Here is a 15354-nt window from a genome sequence, read left to right as displayed (position 1 = left end):
TCACTTCAGCCTGCTGGAGGCGAGGATGGACACCAGGTGCAGCAGCGTCTGGAGCAGGGCGATGCCGGCGAGGACGGCCGTACCGAGGCGGGTGAAGAACAGGTCGCCGCGGGCCTGGTCCACGATCGCGAGGACGACGATGAGCAGCGAGGCCTCGATGCCGAGGATCAGCCGGTGGAACTTCAGCGCCGAGGCGGCCCGGCGGGCCAGCGCCATGCCGGAGGAGCGCGGCTCCGAGGCGGTCTCCTGCACCGGGGGCCGGCCGGTCTGGTGCCGGGCCACGCCGACCAGGTCGGTCTCGGCCTTGATCAGGATGGCGCCGAGCGCGGCGAGGGTGCCGAGGAAGGCCCACAGCCAGTCGATCCGGCCGCTGCCCCACAGGTCGGCGGCGCGCAGGCCGAGGCCGACCAGGACGGCCGCGTCGGTGAGGTAGGCCCCGACGCGGTCCAGGTAGACCCCGCCGAGCGAGTACTGCTTCCGCCAGCGGGCGATCTCACCGTCGACGCAGTCCAGCAGAAGGTAGAGCTGGGTGGCGACCACGCCGAGCACGGCGCCCGGGATCCCCGGCACCAGCAGGGCCGGGGCCGCGAGCACACCGCAGACGGTCATCAGGTACGTGAGCTGGTTGGGCGTGACCCTGGTGTTCACCAGGTAGCGGTCGACGCGCAGGGACACCTCGCGCATGTAGAGGCGTCCTGCCCAGTGCTCACCGCTGCGCCGGTCCTTCACCCCCGCGGGGTGGACGACCGGACGGAGTTCAGCTACCGATGGCCTTGACATAGTCGGCGTAGATGTCCTTGATCTGGTTCGTCTTGAGGTCGAGGTGTTCGAGGATCGTGTAGCGGCCGGGGCGGGTCTCGGGGGCGAACTCCACCGCGCGGACGAACTCGTCCAGCGTGAAACCGATCTCCTCCGGCAGCACCGGGAGCCCGTGCCGGCGCAGCACCTCGGCCATGTACGCCGACTCCTCGTGGGCGCCGCGCAGGTACATCGCGAAGGCGGCGCCGAGGCCGCACTGCTCGCCGTGGGCCGCGGCGCGCTGGGGGTAGAGCAGGTCGAAGGCGTGGTTGATCTCGTGGCAGGAGCCGGAGGCGGGCCGGGAGTCGCCGGAGATGGACATGGCGACACCGGTGAGGACCAGCGCTTCGGCGAGCACCTGGAGGAAGTCGTTGTCCCCGATGCCGCCGGGGTGCCGGAGCACCGCCTCACCGGCCTGCCGGGCCATGGCGGCGGCCAGACCGTCGATCTGCTCGCCCTTGATCCGGTTCGCCAGCTCCCAGTCCGCGACCGCGTTGATGTTGGAGATCGCGTCACCGATGCCGGCGCGCACGAAACGGGCCGGGGCCTCGCGGATGACGTCCAGGTCGATCACGGCCGCGATCGGGTTGGGGACGCCGTAGGAGCCGCGGCCCGCGTCGTTGTCGAGGGTGGCGACCGGGGAGCACAGGCCGTCGTGCGCGAGGTTCGTCGGTACGGCGACCAGGGGGAGGCCGACGCGTGCCGCGGCGAACTTGGCGCAGTCGATGATCTTGCCGCCGCCGAGGCCGACGACCGCGTCGTAGTGACCCGACTTCATCTCGTCGGCCAGCCGGATCGCGTCGTCCAGGGTGCCGCCGCCCACCTCGTACCAGACGGCCCCGGGCAGCGAGGGCGCGAGGCGCTCGCGCAGCCGGGCTCCGGAGCCGCCGCTGACGGCGACGGCGAGCCGCCCGGAATGCGAGATCCGCTGGTCGGCGAGGACACAGGCCAGGTCGTCGAGGGCACCCGGGCGGATGTCGACGACGACCGGCGAGGGGATGAGCCGGGTCAGTACTGGCACGCGATCTCCCGTCCGCGGGCGAGGTCGTCGTGGTTGTCGATCTCGACCCACTCGACCTCACCGATCGGTGCCACGTCGATGCGGAAGCCGCGGTTCACGAGCTCCTGGTAGCCGTGCTCGTAGAACTGCTGCGGGTCGGTCTCCCAGACCGTCTTCAGCGCGTCGGCCAGCTCGGGAGCGGCGTCGCCCTCGATCAGGGTGACGCCGATGTACTCGCCGGTGGCCTCGGCCGGGTCCATCAGCTTGGTGATCCTCGTCATGCCCTTCGCGGGGTCCACGACGACCTTCATCTCCTCGTCGGCCAGGCTCTTCACCGTGTCCAGGGCGAGGATGATCTTCTTGCCGTCGCCGCGCGCGGCGAGGAGGGTCTTCTCGACGGAGACCGGGTGCACGGTGTCGCCGTTGGCGAGGATCACGCCGTCCTTCAGGGCGTCACGGCCGCACCACAGGGAGTAGGCGTTGTTCCACTCCTCGGCCTTGTCGTTGTCGATGAGCGTGAGCTTCAGGCCGTACTTCCGCTCCAGGGCCGCCTTACGCTCGTACACGGCCTCCTTGCGGTAGCCGACGATGATCCCGACCTCGGTCAGCCCCACCTCGGCGAAGTTCCCCAGGGTCAGGTCCAGGACCGTCAGCGACTCCTCCGCGCCCTCGGGACCCACCGGCACCAGAGCCTTGGGCAGGGTGTCGGTGTAGGGGCGCAGACGGCGCCCGGCGCCGGCCGCCAGCACAAGGCCGATCATGCGGTTTCTCCTTCGTCGTGTACGGCGGGTGCCCCGGCGGACACCCAGAAGCGGATGCTCTCGACGAGCACCACCAGGGCGACGGCCACGGCGAGGACGGTGAGCGCGACCTTGAACTGCGCGCCGGTGAGCACCGCGGCCAGGACGGCGACGAGCAGCGTCCGCCCCTCCTGCCCCCCGATGGCGCGCACCAGCCAGGCCGGGGGCGCTCCGGCGTTGCCGCGGATGCGGTACACCGTGTCGTAGTGATGGTAGGCGACGGCCGCCACCAGGCCGAAAGCCGCGGGAAGGGCCCCGTTCACGCCCGCTTTACCGGCCAGCGCCAGGACGGTGCCGTACTCGGCGGCCCGGAAGAAGGGCGGGACGAGCCAGTCGAGGGCGCCCTTGAGGGGGCGGGCGACGGCGAGGGCGGAGGTGAGGACGTACACGACGGCGCCGGCGACGGGCAGCGGCCCGCCGAAGTCCGTGAGGGCCGAGCAGGCCACGACCACGGCCCCGCCGAGCAGGGCGACGGCGGGCACGGCGAGCCCGGGGAGGCCCTTCCGGGCCACGCGCCGCAGGGCCCCGGCGAGCGGGCCCGGGTCGGCGAGGTCGGCGAGGGCCTGTGCCGCCCGCTCGGTGCGCCGCGCCTTGCGGGTCACCGAGCGCAGCACCCGGCCCGCCGTGGTGTACGCCGCCGCGAAGGCGCAGCCGGCGAGCAGGACGTAGAAGGTGATCCGGGGGGTGGTGAGCGCGGTGAGGACCGCGATCATCGCCCAGCGCTCGCCGATCGGCAGCACGATCATCCGCCGCAGCCAGACGGTCCAGCCGACGCTGTCGAGCTTGTCGGAGAGGGCGGCGGTGGGGCTGGTGTTGGCGGTGGCGTCGTGGTTGGCCTCGTTGAAGGAGAAGTCGACCACGTGCCGGCAGGTCTGGAGGATCATCGCGCCGAGGGCGAGGGCCCACACGTCGTCACCGCCGCGGGCCGCGCCGAGGGCGAGGCCGGCGTAGTAGGCGTATTCCTTGGCCCGGTCGAAGGTGGCGTCGAGCCAGGCGCCGAGGGTGGAGTACTTCAGGGCGTAGCGGGCGAGCTGGCCGTCGGTGCAGTCCAGGACGAAGGAGGCGATCAGCAGCACTCCGGCCGCCACGAAGCCGCCCCGGGTGCCGGTCGCCGCGCAGCCGGCCGCTATCAGGGCGGTGAGCAGCGAGGCCGTGGTGACCTGGTTCGGGGTCAGGCCCCGGCGTGCGCACCAGCGGGCGATGTAGCGCGAGTAGGGGCTGATGAAGAACGTGGTGAAGAAGCCGTCCCGGGACTTCACGGCCGACTTCAGGCGGACGGCCTCGTCGTCTACGGCGGAGACGGCCTGCCGGGCCTCGTTGCGGGCCTGCGGGTCGGCGGGCACGACGGCGACCAGGCTGCCCAGCTCGGGCCGGTGCACCGCGCCGCCGTCGGCGTCGAGGGCTTCGGCGACGCGGTCGGCGAGGCTGTCCAGGGCGAGCGCGGGCGCGCCGCCCCCGGCCGCGCGGGCGGTTGCCGTACCGCCGGGCGCGGAGGTCTCGCGGGCCACGGCCCGGGTGAGCGCCGGCCGGGCGTCCGGCTGGGCGGTGACGGCGCCGGGCACGGCGGCGAGCGGGAAGCGCGGATCGGTCAGGCCGAGGCGCAGCGCGTGCAGGTGGCCGACGAAACGGGCGTCGACCAGGGCCACCCGCCGGTCGGCCGGCACGGCCGCGAGCAGGGTCTCCGTCTCGGCGGCGTCGGCGGCCACGCGCACATCGAAGCCGAGGGACCGCAGATCGTTCTCCAGTGACGATCCGGGGACCGGCTGACCGGTGACGATGGCCGTCGACAACCGAACTCACTCCCTGGGTGCCGGCGCGTGGGCGCCGGTCTCTCGCGTGGTGGGGCGCCCTGCCTGCGGCACCCGGGCGGCATGTCGGCAGAGGGTATCGGATGGTCCTGAGCCGGTGTTCACCGGCCGTTCACGGTCCGGCCCACGGGGGCTGCCCCGGCCTTTGCCGCGATCATCATCGGGGATGCGGGGGCCGGCCCACAAACCCGTGGGGCAGACCCGGGCAACCGGGACACCGGGCCGTTCGGCACAGGTTCGGCATAGGGTGGACGACCATGACGTGGCTGATCACCGGCGGAGCCGGATACATCGGGGCGCATGTGGCACGGGCCATGGCGGGCGCCGGGGAGAACGTGGTGGCGCTGGACGACCTGTCGGCCGCCGTGCCCGCGCGGCTCCCGGCCGAGGTGCCGCTGGTCCAGGGTTCGACGCTGGACGGGGCGCTGCTGAAGCGGGTCTTCGCGGAGCACGGCGTGACCGGGGTCGTCCATCTCGCGGCGCGCAAGCAGGTCGCGGAGTCGGTGGCCCAGCCCACCCGCTACTACCGGGAGAACGTGGGCGGTCTGGCCACGCTCCTGGACGCGGTGGCCGAGGCGGGCATCGGCCGCCTGCTGTTCTCGTCGTCGGCGGCGGTGTACGGCAACCCGGACGTGGACCTGATCACCGAGGACACCCCGTGCGTCCCGGTGAACCCGTACGGCGAGACCAAGCTGGCCGGTGAGTGGCTGGTGCGGGCGGCGGGGCGGGCGCACGGGATCTCCACCGTGTGCCTGCGCTATTTCAACGTGGCGGGCGCGGCGGCGCCGGAGCTGGCGGACACGGGGGTGTTCAACATCGTGCCGATGGTCTTCGACCGGCTCACCCGGGACGAGGCCCCGCGCATCTTCGGCGACGACTACCCGACGCCGGACGGCACCTGTGTCAGGGACTACATCCACGTCGCCGATCTGGCGGAGGCCCACCTGGCGGCGGCCCGCCGGCTGGCCGCCGGGGACCTCACCGGTGATCTGACGCTGAACATCGGCCGGGGCGAGGGGGTCTCGGTGCGCGAGCTGATCACGGTGATCGGGGAGGTCAGCGGGGACCGCCGGGCGCCCGTGGTGGAGGGCCGCCGCCCCGGCGACGCGCCCCGCGCGGTGGCCTCGGCCGAGCGGGCCGCCGAGGCACTGGGCTGGCGGGCCCGGCGCGGGGTGCGGGAGATGATCGAGTCGGCGTGGGCGGGCTGGCGGCTGCACCACGGCGGCTGACGGAGCCGCCGGCCCTCTGACCTGCGGAACGTTTCCGCAGGTCACGGCACATGACAACGGTGTTCAGTGCCGCGTTGCCCCATACCCCCGCCCCGTAGTTCACTGGCCTCCGGGCAGCCACACGGAAGGCGGTAGTCATGGGGGCAGGGCACGACCACGGGCACGCGCACTCCCACGCGCCGGCCACGGGTACGGCCACGGCCGCGTACCGGGGCCGGCTGAGGATCGCGCTGGGCATCACGCTGACGGTGATGGTCGTCGAGATCGTCGGCGGCCTGATCGCGGACTCGCTCGCGCTGATCGCGGACGCGGCGCACATGGCGACCGACGCGGTGGGCCTCGGCATGGCCCTGCTCGCCGTGCACTTCGCGAACCGCCCGGCGAGCACCAACCGCACCTACGGCTACGCCCGCGCCGAGATCCTCGCGGCCCTGGCCAACTGTCTGCTGCTGCTCGGAGTGGGCGGGTACGTCCTGTACGAGGCGGCCCAGCGGTTCGTGGAGCCCGCGCAGACCCGGGGCGGCCTGATGGTCGTGTTCGGTCTGATCGGCCTGGTGGCGAACTCCATCTCCCTGGTGCTGCTGATGCGCGGGCAGAAGGAGAGCCTGAACGTGCGCGGCGCCTTCCTGGAGGTGGCCGCGGACGCGCTGGGCTCGGTGGCGGTGCTGATCTCGGCCGCGGTGATCCTGGTCACCGGCTGGCAGGCGGCGGACCCGGTGGCCTCGCTGGTCATCGGCCTGATGATCGTGCCGCGGACGCTGAAGCTGCTGCGCGAGACGCTGGACGTGCTGCTGGAGGCGGCCCCCAAGGGCGTCGACATGGCGGACGTCCGGGCGCACATCCTGGCCCTCGACGGCGTGGAGGACGTCCACGACCTGCACGCCTGGACGATCACCTCGGGCATGCCGGTGCTGTCGGCGCACGTGGTGGTCAGCTCCGAGGTGCTGAACGCCATCGGGCACGAGAAGATCCTGCACGAACTCCAGGGGTGCCTGGGCGATCACTTCGACGTGGAGCACTGCACCTTCCAGCTGGAGCCGGGCGGGCACGCGGAGCACGAAGCGCGGCTGTGCCACTGACCGTGCGCACTGCCGTTCGGCGCACCCCCGGACGGTTCCCCGCGGCCGGCTGCGGGCACGATGATCTACCGGGTCCGGCTCCCGGTGCCGCGCCGCGCGCGGACGTGCGGACGTGCCGGGAGTGCCGGATTCGTACGGCAGACTTGGGGTGCGAAGACCGAGGCGAAGGATGGGTATGCCGATCACACCTGCCACCGCGACGCACAGCTCGTCGGAGGGCACCGCAGAGGCGATTTTGCTGGAACTGGTCGACGAGAAGGGTGTGACGATCGGTACGGCGGAGAAGCTCGCCGCCCATCAGCCGCCGGGGCAGCTGCACCGGGCGTTCTCGGTGTTCCTCTTCGACGAGCAGGGCCGGCTGCTGCTCCAGCAGCGGGCGCTCGGCAAGTACCACTCCCCCGGTGTGTGGTCCAACACCTGCTGCGGTCACCCGTACCCGGGGGAGGCGCCGTTCGCGGCGGCGGCCCGGCGCACGTACGAGGAGCTCGGCGTGTCGCCGTCGCTGCTCGCGGAGGCCGGCACGGTCCGTTACAACCACCCGGACCCCGCCTCCGGCCTGGTGGAGCAGGAGTTCAACCATCTGTTCGTCGGCCTGGTGCAGGCGCCGCTCGGGCCGGATCCGGAGGAGGTCGCCCAGACCACCTTCGTGACGGCGGCGGAGCTGGCCGGGCGGCACGCCCGGGACCCGTTCTCGGCCTGGTTCATGACCGTCCTGGACGCGGCCCGCCCGGCGATCAGGGAACTGACGGGCCCGTCCGCCGGCTGGTAGCCGCCACGGCGGTGCGGCGGCGCCGTGGCCGGCGGGGGCGGCCGGCGAGCGCTACGGCAGTGAGGGGGGCTTCAGCGGGAGGGCGGCCCAGATCACCTTGCCGCCGCTCGCGGTGTGCTCCACGTCGACCACCCCGCCGGCCTCCCGCGCCACCTCGCGGACCAGGAGGAGCCCCCGGCCGCCGGTCCGGCCGTGGTCGGCCTCCAGGGCCGTCGGCCGGTAGGGGTGGTTGTCCTCCACGGACACCCGCACCCACTCGGCTCCGACGGCCACCTCCACGGCCAGCACCGGCGACAGCAGCGCGGCGTGCCGGACCGCGTTGGTGACCAGTTCGGAGACGATCAGCAGCAGCCCGTGCACCAGGTCGTCGGAGACCGGCACCCCCTGGCGCAGCAGCAGGTCCCGCACCGCGTGCCGGGCCTGCGGGACCGAGGCGTCCACCGCGGCAGCGGTGAACCGCCAGACACCTTCGTACGGCAGTGGATCCGGCGGCGTGTCCCCGCCCCCCGCTGGGCGCGGGCCGTCCTCGCGCCCGTGGTTGTCCATCGTCCGGTCGCCACCCTCGCGCTCGATTGTCACCACACGTCGAGTGTTGGTAACGATCCGCTCCGGTCCGGATGCCTGAACACAAGTCGGCAGGTATCGAGCGGTTTCTGACCGACTCCGCATGACCTGGTCCCGGTCGGGACTGTTCCTGCTCCCCGGACGCCGGTTCGCGAACTAGTCGGGTTGTCAGAGGCCGACGCTACGATCCCCGCATGGAGCCCCAGCTGTCCCATCAGGTCACCGACTCCGTCGCCACCGTGGTGATCCGTCATCCCGCCAAGCGCAACGCCATGACGACGGCGATGTGGCGGGCCCTGCCCCCGCTGCTGGACGCGCTGGCCCGTGACCCCGGGGTCCGCGCGCTGGTGCTCACCGGTGAGGGCGGCACCTTCTGCGCGGGTGCCGACATCTCCACGCTCCGGGACGCGCCGGAGGAGGCGCAGACCCTCGCGGTGGCCGCCGAGGAGGTCCTGGCCGCGTTCCCCAAGCCGACCGTGGCCGCGGTGCGCGGCCACTGCGTGGGCGGCGGGGCGCAGCTCGCGGCGGCCTGTGACCTGCGGCTGGCGGAGGAGGGAGCGCTGTTCGGGGTGACGCCGGCCCGGCTCGGGATCGTCTACCCGGCCTCCTCCACCCGTCGGCTGGTGTCCCTGGTCGGCCCGGCCACGGCCAAGTACCTGCTCTTCACGGCCGAGTTGATCGACGCCGGGCGGGCGCTGCGCACCGGCCTGGTGGACGAGGTGCTGCCCGAGGGGGAACTGGACAAGCGGGTGGCGGAGCTGACCCGGGTCCTGGTGTCCCGTTCGCAGCTCACCCAGGCCGCCGCCAAGGAGTTCGCCGCCGGCCGCACCGACCGTGACGCCCACTGGGCCGCCCAGGCGCGCGGCAGCGGCGATGTGGCGGAGGGAGTCGCCGCGTTCCTGGAGCGCCGGCAGCCGCGCTTCACCTGGAGCGTGTCTACGTCAGGATGAAGCGGCTCGCGGCACGCCACTTCTCGACGAGGTGCGCGGGCGCCTTCTGCGGTGAACCGGCGTCGTACGGCGGCTGGGGGTCGTACTCGGTCAGCAGCTGGACGGACTGGGCCTGTTCGTCGCCGGCGATGGTGCCGAGGAGGGTCAAGCCCATGTCGATGCCGGACGACACGCCCGCCGCGGTGACGTACTTGCCGTCCACGACCACCCGCTCCCCCGTCGGCTCGGCCCCGAAGCCGCGCAGCAGGTCCAGCGCGAGCCAGTGCGAGGTGGCACGGCGGCCGCGCAGCAGCCCGGCGGCGGCCAGCAGCAGCGAGCCCGTGCACACCGAGGTGGTCCAGGTGCTGGTGGCGTCCGCCGCGCGCAGCCAGTCCAGCAGGGCGGTGTTCTCCATCTGCTCGCTCTGGCCGGGGCCGCCCGGCACGATCACGATGTCCGGGGACGGCACGTCGGCGAGGGTCCGGTCGGCGGTGAGCGCCAGGTTCCCGGTGTCGGTGCGCACGGGTCCGGTGCGCTCGGCGATGAACACGGTCTCGGAGTCGGGGAGCCGGCCGAGGGTCTCGTAGGGGCCGACGGCGTCCAGGGCGGTGAAGCGGTCGTAGAGCACGATGGCGATCTGCATGGGATTCCCTTGTCTCGTGCGAGTGGTGAGGGTCCGTCAGGCGACGGGGGCGGGGCGGAAGCGGCGGCGGTACTCGGCCGGAGACGCGCCCAGGGTGCGCAGGAAGGCGCGGCGCATGGCCTCCGGTGTGCCGTAGCCGCTGGCGCGGGCGACCTGTTCGATGCCGTCGGTGGTGTCCTCCAGCAGGCGGCGCGCGTGTTCGACGCGGACCCGGTCGACGTACCGGCCCGGTGTCATGCCGGTCTCCGCCTGGAAGGCGCGGGCGAAGTGGCGCGGGGAGAGGGCCGCGCGGGCGGCCAGCGCCTCGACGCCGAGGTCGCCGTCCGGGTGTTCGCTGATCCACTGCTGGACGTCCCGGAGGGGTTCCCGGCGCGCCGTCTGAACGGCCAGCTGGGCGCTGAACTGGGCCTGGTTGCCCGGCCTGCGCAGGAACACCACGAGGTGGCGGGCGACGGTCAGCGCCACCTGCCGGCCCAGGTCCTCCTCCACCAGCGCCAGGGCGAGGTCGATGCCCGCGGTGACCCCGGCGGAGGTGGCCACGTGTCCGTCCCGGACGAAGATCGGGTCGGGGTCGACCCGGACGGCGGGGTGGTCACGGGCGAGCTTGTCGCAGTACGCCCAGTGTGTCGTGACGCGCCGGCCGTCCAGGAGTCCGGCCCGCGCCAGCGGGATCGCGCCGGTGCACACGGAGACCAGGCGCGGAGCCCGCGGGCCGTGTGCGCGCAGCCACTCCACCAGCCGGGGGTCGGGGTCCCGGGTGCCCTCCCCGCCGGGGACCAGCAGGGTGTGCGGACCGGCCGTGTCCGCCAGGGACGCGTCCGGTACGACGGTCAGCCCGCTGGAGGTGCGCACCGGCCCGCCGTCCACGGAGGCCGTGCGGATCCGGTACGAGCCCGGGGTGTGCCTCTCCGCGCCGGTGAAGACCTCCATGGGGCCGGTGACATCGAGGCTCTGCACGCCGTCGAAGACGGTGACGAGGACGGTTCGCTGCGTCATGACCTCGATTCTGGGTGGCCCCGCGCGCGGCAGCAACGACGGATTTCCCACCTTTTCTGCCATCGGCTTCCCGGTCCGCGGGGGTTTCCCGCGCCGTCGGGAGGTACCCGTGGTGACGAGAGCCCACGAGGAAAGGAGATCGTTCCGTGTTCCGTGCCATCGCAGACGTACTGCGGCAGATCGGCGGCGCCATCGCCACGGTGGTCACGCTGCCGTTCCGGGCGCTCGCCCGGTTGTTCGGCGGAGCTTCGTCCTCCGCGCGGGGGAGCCGGGCCTGACGCCGGGACCGGCGCCCCGCCGGGAGCCGCCCTGATCCCCGGTTGTCGGTGTCACCTGCCACAATTGCCGCGCAACCTCAGTGGAGAAGGCGGTACGGGATCGTGACGACACCCGGGTCCCTCGGAGCAGGGTCCATCGAAGGCAGGATCGCCGAGGAGCTCGGCGTACGGGAGCGGCAGGTGAAGGCCGCGGTGGAACTGCTCGACGGCGGTTCGACCGTGCCCTTCATCGCTCGCTACCGCAAGGAAGCGACCGAGATGCTCGACGACGCGCAGCTGCGCACCATCGAGGAGCGGCTGCGCTACCTGCGGGAGCTGGAGGAGCGGCGGACCGCGATCCTGGAGTCGGTGCGGGAGCAGGGCAAGCTCACCGAGGAGCTTGAGGCGCGGATCCGCGGCGCCGAGACGAAGGCGCGTCTGGAGGACATCTACCTCCCCTACAAGCCCAAGCGGCGCACCAAGGCGCAGATCGCGCGCGAGGCGGGCCTGGAGCCGCTCGCGGAGGGGCTGCTGGGCGACCCGACGGTCGAACCGCTGGCGGCCGCCGCCGCGTTCGTGGACGCCGACAAGGGCGTCGCCGACCCGCAGGCCGCCCTGGAGGGCGCGCGGGCGATCCTCACCGAGCGGTTCTCCGAGGACGCCGACCTGATCGGTGAGCTGCGCGAGCGCATGTGGGTGCGCGGGCGGCTGGCCGCGAAGGTGCGGGAGGGCAAGGAGGAGGCGGGCGCCAAGTTCGCCGACTACTTCGACTTCGCCGAGCCCTTCACCGAGCTGCCCTCGCACCGGATCCTGGCGATGCTGCGCGGGGAGAAGGAGGAGGTCCTGGACCTCGTCCTGGAGCCGGAGGAGGCCACGGAGGGCCCGTCCTCGTACGAGGGCATCATCGCGTCGAGGTTCGGGATCGCCGACCGGGGCCGCCCCGCCGACAAGTGGCTGACGGACACGGTCCGCTGGGCCTGGCGCACCCGTGTCCTGGTCCACCTCGGGATCGACCTGCGCCTCCGGCTACGGACGGCCGCCGAGGACGAGGCGGTCAACGTGTTCGCGGCCAATCTGCGGGACCTGCTGCTGGCCGCCCCGGCCGGCACCCGTGCGACGCTCGGCCTGGACCCCGGTTTCCGCACGGGCGTGAAGGTCGCCGTGGTCGACGCGACCGGCAAGGTCGTCGCCACGGACGTGATCTACCCGCACGTCCCGGCCAACAGGTGGGACGAGGCGCTCGCCAAGCTGGCGCGGCTCGCGAAGGAGCACGCGGTCGAGCTGATCGCGATCGGCAACGGCACGGCGTCCCGCGAGACCGACAAGCTCGCCGGTGAACTCGTCACCAGGCACCCGGAGCTGAAGCTCACCAAGGTGATGGTGTCCGAGGCGGGCGCGTCGGTGTACTCCGCGTCGAGCTACGCCTCGCAGGAGCTGCCGGACATGGACGTGTCGCTGCGCGGCGCGGTCTCCATCGCCCGCCGGCTCCAGGACCCGCTGGCCGAGCTGGTGAAGATCGACCCGAAGTCGATCGGCGTCGGCCAGTACCAGCACGACCTGTCCGAGGTGAAGCTGTCCCGGTCACTGGACGCGGTCGTGGAGGACTGTGTGAACGGCGTCGGCGTCGACGTCAACACGGCGTCGGTGCCACTCCTCGCACGGGTGTCGGGCATCTCGTCCGGCCTGGCGGAGAACATCGTCGCGCACCGGGACAAGAACGGCCCCTTCACGTCCCGTGCCGAGCTGAAGAAGGTGGCGCGGCTCGGTCCCAAGGCGTACGAGCAGTGCGCGGGCTTCCTGCGCATCCGCGGCGGCGAGGACCCGCTGGACGCCTCCAGCGTGCACCCCGAGGCGTATCCGGTGGTGCGCCGCATGGTGAAGACCACGGGTCAGGAGGTGGCGTCCCTCATCGGCAACACCGGCGTGCTGCGCTCGCTGCGGCCGGCCGACTTCGTGGACGACACCTTCGGTCTGCCGACGGTCACCGACATCCTCAAGGAGCTGGAGAAGCCGGGCCGCGACCCTCGGCCCGCGTTCAAGACGGCCACCTTCAAGGAGGGCGTCGAGAAGATCTCCGACCTGTCCGCCGGGATGGTCCTGGAGGGCGTGGTCACCAACGTGGCCGCCTTCGGCGCGTTCGTGGACGTCGGTGTCCACCAGGACGGACTGGTGCATGTGTCAGCGATGTCGAAGTCGTTCGTCAAGGACCCGCGCGATGTCGTCAAGCCCGGCGACATCGTCAAGGTGAAGGTGCTGGACGTCGACATCCCGCGCAAGCGGATCGCGCTGACACTGCGCCTGGACGACGAGGCCGCCCCGCAGAGCCAGGGTGGCGGCCGGCAGCAGCGCGGCGGTGCCCGTCCGCCGCAGCAGCGGCAGGGCGGCGGCCAGCGGCAGGGCCGCGGCGGCGGCGACCGCGGCGGCCGGCAGGCCCCGGCACCGGCCAACAGCGCGATGGCTGACGCGCTGCGCCGCGCGGGCCTGCTGGACCCGAAGAAACGCTGACGGGCGGGCCGGGACCGGGCGAGCCGAGCCGCCCGGTCCCGCCCCGGGTACCAGGGCCGACGCCGCGCGACGTCAGGCGCCTGCTCTGGGGGTCGCCCGGCCGAAGGCGCGGGGAGTGCCGGCCCAGGCCCTGTACTGGACGTACGGATCCCGAGCCGGTGCGGCGAGTGGGGGCACCTCCCACGCCGTTCAGGCAGTGGCGGAGCGTGCACGGCGTCGCGAGGCAGTCCGGAACGGCCGGACAGGCCCTAGCGTTCCGTCACCTTGCCGGCGGCGACCTCCAGGCGGCGGGTCACCCGGACCGCGTCCAGCATGCGCCGGTCGTGGGTGACCAGCAGGAGGGTGCCGGTGTAGCCGTCCAGGGCCGACTCCAGCTGTTCGATGGCCGGCAGGTCGAGGTGGTTCGTCGGCTCGTCCAGGACGAGGAGGTTGACGCCCCGGCCCTGGAGCAGGGCGAGCGCGGCGCGGGTGCGTTCGCCCGGGGAGAGGGTGGCGGCCGGGCGCAGCACATGGCCGGACTTCAGGCCGAACTTGGCCAGGAGGGTGCGGACCTCCGCCGGTTCGGTGTCGGGGACGGCGGCGCAGAAGGCGTCGAGCAGGGTCTCGGGGCCGTGGAACAGCCCCCGGGCCTGGTCGACCTCGCCGACCAGGACACCGGAGCCGAGGGCCGCATGCCCGGAGTCGAGCGGGACGCGGCCCAGCAGCGCGCCGAGCAGCGTGGACTTCCCTGATCCGTTGGCCCCCGTCACCGCGATCCGGTCCGCCCAGTCGATCTGCAGCGAGACCGGGCCGAAGGTGAAGTCGCCGCGCCGGACCTCGGCGTCCCGCAGCGTCGCCACCACCGCGCCCGAGCGCGGCGCGGACGCGATCTCCATCCGCAGCTCCCACTCCTTGCGCGGCTCCTCCACCACGTCCAGGCGCTCGATCATGCGCTGGGTCTGCCGGGCCTTGGCGGCCTGCTTCTCGCTGGCCTCGCTGCGGAACTTGCGGCCGATCTTGTCGTTGTCGTTGCCGGCCTTGCGACGGGCGTTCTTCACGCCCTTGTCCATCCAGGCGCGCTGCATCTGGGCGCGGTCCTGCAGCGCCGCCTTCTTGTCGGCGTACTCCTCGTACTCCTCGCGGGCGTGCCGGCGGGCCACCTCCCGCTCCTCCAGGTAGGCGTCGTAACCGCCGCCGTAGAGGTTGATCTGCCGCTGGGCGAGGTCGAGTTCGAGCACCTTGGTGACCGTGCGGGTGAGGAACTCGCGGTCGTGACTGACGACGACCGTGCCCGCGCGCAGTCCGGTGACGAACCGTTCCAGTCGCTCCAGGCCGTCGAGGTCCAGGTCGTTGGTGGGCTCGTCCAGCAGGAAGACGTCGTAGCGGGACAGCAGCAGGGAGGCGAGGCCGGCGCGGGCCGCCTGGCCGCCGGACAGGGCGGTCATCGGCTGGTCCAGGTCCACGGCCAGGCCGAGGGAGTCGGCGACCTCCTCCGCGCGCTCCTCCAGGTCGGCGCCGCCCAGACCGAGCCACCGCTCCAGGGCGGCGGCGTAGGCGTCGTCGGCACCGGGCGCGCCGTCGACCAGCGCCTGGGTGGCCTCGTCCATGGCCCGCTGGGCCTCCGCGACCCCGGTGCGGCGGGCCAGGAACTCCCGGACGGTCTCCCCCGGCCGGCGCTCCGGCTCCTGCGGCAGGTGCCCGACGGTCGCGGCCGGCGGGGACAGCCTGAGTTCGCCCTGCTCGGGCGGGGTGAGTCCGGCGAGCATCCGCAGCAGGGTCGACTTTCCCGCGCCGTTGGCACCGACCAGCCCGATCACGTCGCCGGGCGCGACGACCAGGTCGAGCCCGGAGAACAGGGAGCGGTCGCCATGTCCGGCGGCGAGGTTCTTGGCAACGAGGGTGGCAGTCATCAGGAGGCCGATCCTAGCGGCGGCACGCGCGCGTCTCCGCCATGTTTTCCGCCGGTCACCGGGGTGGTGCCCGGGCTGCCGGAGCCGC

General features: G+C 73.0%; 14 protein-coding genes. 6 read left to right on the top strand and 8 right to left on the bottom strand.

Features of this window, described 5'->3' with window-relative positions:
• The 4 genes from C3492_RS24340 to C3492_RS24325 are packed head-to-tail and all read right to left on the bottom strand — an operon-like array spanning position 1 to position 4388.
• On the bottom strand, positions 1–780 hold the full coding sequence (locus tag C3492_RS24340) for a CDP-alcohol phosphatidyltransferase family protein (protein WP_103814273.1): 780 nt from the start codon (positions 778–780) through the stop codon (positions 1–3).
• Positions 758–1819, bottom strand: a complete 1062-nt coding sequence (locus tag C3492_RS24335; RefSeq protein ID WP_103814008.1) for an iron-containing alcohol dehydrogenase family protein — start codon at positions 1817–1819, stop codon at positions 758–760. The genes C3492_RS24340 and C3492_RS24335 overlap by 23 nt, the downstream gene beginning before the upstream one ends.
• Positions 1807–2559: a sugar phosphate nucleotidyltransferase gene (locus tag C3492_RS24330; protein ID WP_103814006.1), complete on the bottom strand. Its 753-nt coding sequence runs from the start codon at positions 2557–2559 to the stop codon at positions 1807–1809. Before C3492_RS24330 ends, C3492_RS24335 begins: the two co-directional genes overlap by 13 nt.
• Positions 2556–4388 (bottom strand): DUF5941 domain-containing protein, encoded by a 1833-nt coding sequence (locus tag C3492_RS24325; protein ID WP_103814004.1) that lies wholly within the window; start codon positions 4386–4388, stop codon positions 2556–2558. The genes C3492_RS24330 and C3492_RS24325 overlap by 4 nt, the downstream gene beginning before the upstream one ends.
• Before the next feature lie 275 nt (positions 4389–4663).
• Between C3492_RS24325 and galE the strand changes: the two genes are divergently transcribed.
• From galE to idi, 3 genes are all read left to right on the top strand, one after another.
• Positions 4664–5635, top strand: a complete 972-nt coding sequence (galE, locus tag C3492_RS24320) for a UDP-glucose 4-epimerase GalE (RefSeq protein ID WP_103814002.1) — start codon at positions 4664–4666, stop codon at positions 5633–5635.
• Positions 5636–5772: 137 nt separating this feature from the next.
• Positions 5773–6714 carry a cation diffusion facilitator family transporter gene (locus tag C3492_RS24315; RefSeq protein WP_103814000.1) on the top strand — a complete coding sequence of 314 codons (942 nt, stop codon included), beginning with the start codon at positions 5773–5775 and terminating at the stop codon, positions 6712–6714.
• A 175-nt stretch (positions 6715–6889) separates the two neighbouring features.
• Positions 6890–7483 (top strand): isopentenyl-diphosphate Delta-isomerase, encoded by a 594-nt coding sequence (gene idi, locus C3492_RS24310; protein WP_103813998.1) that lies wholly within the window; start codon positions 6890–6892, stop codon positions 7481–7483.
• A gap of 51 nt (positions 7484–7534) precedes the next feature.
• Here the strand turns inward: idi and C3492_RS24305 are convergent, their stop codons facing one another.
• On the bottom strand, positions 7535–8029 hold the full coding sequence (locus C3492_RS24305; protein ID WP_103814271.1) for an ATP-binding protein: 495 nt from the start codon (positions 8027–8029) through the stop codon (positions 7535–7537).
• 212 nt (positions 8030–8241) lie between these two features.
• Between C3492_RS24305 and C3492_RS24300 the strand changes: the two genes are divergently transcribed.
• A complete protein-coding gene (locus tag C3492_RS24300) occupies positions 8242–8997 on the top strand; it encodes an enoyl-CoA hydratase/isomerase family protein (protein ID WP_103813996.1) in 756 nt (251 codons plus the stop codon).
• Here the strand turns inward: C3492_RS24300 and C3492_RS24295 are convergent.
• Positions 8984–9619: a DJ-1/PfpI family protein gene (locus C3492_RS24295; protein WP_103813994.1), complete on the bottom strand. Its 636-nt coding sequence runs from the start codon at positions 9617–9619 to the stop codon at positions 8984–8986. The genes C3492_RS24300 and C3492_RS24295 overlap by 14 nt on opposite strands.
• 36 nt (positions 9620–9655) lie before the next feature.
• Positions 9656–10615, bottom strand: a complete 960-nt coding sequence (locus C3492_RS24290; protein ID WP_103813992.1) for a GlxA family transcriptional regulator — start codon at positions 10613–10615, stop codon at positions 9656–9658.
• A gap of 146 nt (positions 10616–10761) precedes the next feature.
• Here C3492_RS24290 and C3492_RS46000 point away from each other — a divergent pair, with 146 nt between their 5' ends.
• Together C3492_RS46000 and C3492_RS24285 are read left to right on the top strand one after the other, a co-directional pair.
• Entirely contained in the window at positions 10762–10893 is a 132-nt protein-coding gene (locus tag C3492_RS46000) for an LPFR motif small protein (protein WP_014676189.1), read from the top strand.
• Between the two features lie 102 nt (positions 10894–10995).
• Complete coding sequence (locus C3492_RS24285) at positions 10996–13377, top strand: Tex family protein (protein WP_103813991.1); 2382 nt, start codon at positions 10996–10998, stop codon at positions 13375–13377.
• Between the two features lie 248 nt (positions 13378–13625).
• Here C3492_RS24285 and C3492_RS24280 read toward each other — a convergent pair whose 3' ends face one another.
• On the bottom strand, positions 13626–15266 hold the full coding sequence (locus C3492_RS24280) for an ABC-F family ATP-binding cassette domain-containing protein (RefSeq protein ID WP_103813990.1): 1641 nt from the start codon (positions 15264–15266) through the stop codon (positions 13626–13628).
• Positions 15267–15354: the final 88 nt, after the last annotated feature.

Origin of the sequence: Streptomyces sp. Ru62 (genome assembly GCF_002920615.1) — a bacterium.
GTDB lineage: Bacteria > Actinomycetota > Actinomycetes > Streptomycetales > Streptomycetaceae > Streptomyces.
This window is presented reverse-complemented; position numbering and strand designations above follow the sequence as displayed.